The organism is Sphingobacteriales bacterium (assembly GCA_012517435.1).
In the GTDB taxonomy this organism is placed as follows: Bacteria; Bacteroidota; Bacteroidia; order CAILMK01; family JAAYUY01; genus JAAYUY01.
This window is the reverse complement of record JAAYUY010000243.1, coordinates 1-3,438: the sequence shown is the minus strand read 5'-3', so window position 1 is coordinate 3,438 and position 3,438 is coordinate 1. Positions and strand designations below refer to the sequence as shown.

General features: G+C 41.2%; 4 protein-coding genes. 3 read left to right on the top strand and 1 reads right to left on the bottom strand.

Annotated features, from left to right (window positions below; genetic code table 11):
• The first annotated feature begins 72 nt into the window (after window positions 1-72).
• From GX437_13260 to GX437_13250, 3 genes are read left to right on the top strand one after another with little or no spacing between them, the layout of a single operon-like run.
• On the top strand, window positions 73-1,260 hold the full coding sequence (locus GX437_13260) for a HAMP domain-containing histidine kinase (GenBank protein ID NLJ08623.1): 1,188 nt from the start codon (window positions 73-75) through the stop codon (window positions 1,258-1,260).
• The gene (locus GX437_13255; protein ID NLJ08622.1) at window positions 1,250-1,609 is read left to right on the top strand and encodes a co-chaperone GroES; all 360 of its coding nucleotides are present in this window, start codon (window positions 1,250-1,252) and stop codon (window positions 1,607-1,609) included. Before GX437_13260 ends, GX437_13255 begins: the two co-directional genes overlap by 11 nt.
• Before the next feature lie 9 nt (window positions 1,610-1,618).
• On the top strand, window positions 1,619-2,308 hold the full coding sequence (locus tag GX437_13250; GenBank protein ID NLJ08621.1) for an SDR family oxidoreductase: 690 nt from the start codon (window positions 1,619-1,621) through the stop codon (window positions 2,306-2,308).
• Between the two features lie 4 nt (window positions 2,309-2,312).
• On the opposite strand, the gene GX437_13245 is transcribed toward GX437_13250, so the two are convergent.
• Window positions 2,313-3,438, bottom strand: a 1,126-nt coding sequence (locus GX437_13245) for an aromatic amino acid hydroxylase (GenBank protein NLJ08620.1), incomplete at its 5' end; no start/stop codon positions are given.

The window sequence follows — 3,438 nt, the reverse complement described above, 5'->3', positions numbered from 1 at the left end:
TTACTCTTTTTAAAAAGATTTTCGGATATTTGCCGTTTATTTTCTTTTTGCATAATTATTATATCGGCCTGAATGAATCTCTCAGTTTTAAAAGAATCGGTTAACTTTCTGAACCTTTTATTTGATAATGTTACCTCTGCGGTTTATCTTGTCAATCAGGAGGCAAGGGTGGTGGCATTTAATGATGCTTTTGAGGCTTTGTTCCAGAAATCTGATGATAAAATTCTGGGAGAGCTCTGTGGTAACGTAATCGGGTGTATGTATGCCGTTGAAGAAAATAAGGATTGTGGCACTACCAGAAATTGCAGCCAGTGTTCGCTGAGAAATTCCATCCTCAAAGCAGCAACTGAAAAAATACCTACTTATAAAGATTTGCTTGTCAGAGACTTCTATATAAACAATCTCAAAATCACCAAATACTTCCAGTTCACTACCAAAGACCTTGAATTTCAGAATGAGACCCTGATTCTGGTTATACTTGACGACATTACTGCTCTCAAAATGAGCGAATTACAGCTTCAGGAAAAAAACCAGAAACTGGCTGAGTACAACAAACAACTTAATTACATGATGTCGGTTGTAGCCCACGACCTGCGAAATCCATTGGGGGCCATTCGTTCTTTTGCCCAACTGTTCAGCCAGTCGTGCGATCAGTTTGACGATGCCGAAAGACAGGATATTTTCAAAACGATCGTGAACGGTACCAATTCATGCCTGAACATGCTGGACGATTTGCTTGATTACAGCCGTTTTGAAGCTGGAAAAATCGAATTCAAAATTGACAGACATGATTACCTTTCCGTCATAAACCATGTGGTCAATATCAATTCTATACTGGCGAAAAATAAAAACATTAACATCATTAAAGAGTTTGAATTTAAAGAGCTAATGTTAATGATCGACCCCTCCCGCATGGAGCAGGTCATTGGCAATTTATTGTCAAATGCTATCAAATATTCTCCCGAAGGCACTGAAATCAAAGTTATCATCAGAAGAGAAAACGGCTGGATAAAAACAGAAGTCATTGATCAGGGGCCTGGCATAACGGCTGAAGATCAGAAAGAATTGTTCAAGCCTTTCAGGCGTGCAAATGTCAGGACGACAGGAGGAGAAAGCAGCACAGGACTCGGATTGGCCATTGCCCGAAATATCATCAACCATCATGGAGGAAAAATCGGGGTAGAAAGTGAAGTCGGAAAGGGTTCAAATTTCTATTTTTACCTTCCGCTAAAACCAATAAAAGAATCAGATGGCAATTAATCTGGATAAGATCATCGTCATAGGCGACAGGGTGCTTATAAAACCGAGGAAACACTCAAAAATGACCAAATCAGGCTTGTATCTGCCCCCAAATGTGAAAGAAAAAGAAGCTGTTCAAAGCGGATATGTCGTTAAAGTAGGCCCCGGCTACCCCCTGCCCTTGCCCCGTGAACCGGAAGAAGACTGGAAGCCATCCAAAAACGAACCTGAATATATCCCCCTTCAATGCAGGGAAGGCGATATTGCCATTTATCTGCAGAACAGTTCTCATGAAATAGAATATGACGGGGAAAAATTCTTTATTGTTCCCCAACACGCTATCTTACTGCTCATAAGGGAAGAAGATTAACCATTTGATATGAAAAGCATCATCGTTACCGGAGCTACCGGTGGAATCGGATATGAAACAGCGAGATACTTCTGTTTAAATACAGATTTTCAGGTTTTTGCTCTTGGCAGAAATGAACAGAAGCTGAATGCATTATTTCAGCCTCACCGCTTTAAAAATCTTAAAACCATTGCAATCGATTTTGAAAAACCTTTCTCTTCTGACAATTTTTCCTGGCTTCCTGAGGAAGTATCCATCCTTCTCAATAATGCAGGAATGATGTTAAACAAAAAGTTTTCAGATATTACCGATGAAGAATGGAAAAATGTTTATCAGGTAAATTTTTTCAGCCAGGTTTCTTTGATTCGCCATGTTTTACCGGTAATGGGTAAAACCGGACCTGCCCATATCGTCAACATCAGCAGCATGGGTGGATTTCAGGGAAGTGTGAAATTCAAAGGATTAAGTGCTTATGCCTCTTCAAAGGCAGCTATGGCTAATCTGACTGAATTGCTTGCCGTTGAACTGGAAGACACAAACATACGGGTCAATTGCCTGGCTCTTGGAGCAGTCAATACCGAAATGCTTAAAAATGCTTTCCCCGGTTATGAGGCACTTCTGAATGCGGATGAAATGGCAAAATTTATAGCAGAATTTGCCTTAAACGGACATAAATATTTTAACGGGAAAATTTTGCCGGTTTCCCTTTCAACACCCTGACAGACTATAGGTCAGCATAGATCTGTTCCAACCCGTTAAGTATCAGTTTCTGGAAATGCGGGTTCCTTTTTAATTTACTTAACTGATATTCAACTCCTTGTCTTAAATCTCCATTGATATTGTTTCGCATCAGATATTCTAAGATTTCAAGTGAGAGCAGCCAGTCTTCCGGGTATTCTGTTCTTAATACCTGCCAGATGTTTTCCACTCCTTCCCTGCTGACAATGTGGTTTTCCCTCAAATTCCTGAGCTGCTGGTACAATGAATGAAGCCTGAGTGCTTTTTCATCATGAACAATTTTGTGGGTTCTTTCTGCAGGCGGCTGATAATGAAGTTGATATGCCACAGGGTCGGCAGGACCGGCAAATACAGAAATGATCCTCTCTCCGACTGCCATATCATAAATACCCCATTGAGGCTGAAACAATACCTTTTCTTCATAAGTTACCGTGCAATGTTCAAGTGAAAACAATACATTCTTCCCACGATGCCTGATAATTTTTTTCAAAAAACCTCTCACCACTACCCCGCTCTCAAATTCCAGCCGGCAATCTTTCCCTTCTGAGATACCATATTTTTGAAGGTTTTTTTCATCCATATCCTCCAGTGGCAAATAAGCGGCTTTCAGTTTCCCGACAGGGGAGCCAAACCCTTCAGCATGATAATCAGTTCCGTGTCCGTCAAGCACTTTGTTGTCTATGCACAGGATAGTGTTCCCTTTTGTGGAGGCATAAACAACCTGATTGTTCAGGCTGAATACTTCACTTACCACACCTGAAACCTGTAATCCGGAACTGTACACATAAGTTACTGTTCCGCCCGATTCCAACGCTTTTTTCATCCCGCTCAGTCCGCCCTGCTTTAAGGCCATGCCATTGGCAAATTCTTCCAAAACATTAACAAGATGCTGAAAATCAGGTGTTACAAAAAGCTGAGGCTGACGGGTGGTGATGTCAAAGGTTACATCTTTTGCATCAATCGTATAAGGAAGTTTCCTGACCTCAGGCTGCATACAGCTATAACTTTCCCCGATGGACGACAACAAGCCTGCTCCATATATTTTATGATTTTTAACATCCCCGATCAGGCCGTATTCAACCGTCCACCAGTGAAGGTTTCTGATTTGAGCC

Coding starts and splice junctions, on each gene's coding strand:
- GX437_13260 (NLJ08623.1), top strand. CDS start 73: ATGAATCTCTCAGTTTTAAAAGAATCGGTTAACTTTCTGAACCTTTTA.
- GX437_13250 (NLJ08621.1), top strand. CDS start 1,619: ATGAAAAGCATCATCGTTACCGGAGCTACCGGTGGAATCGGATATGAA.
- GX437_13255 (NLJ08622.1), top strand. CDS start 1,250: ATGGCAATTAATCTGGATAAGATCATCGTCATAGGCGACAGGGTGCTT.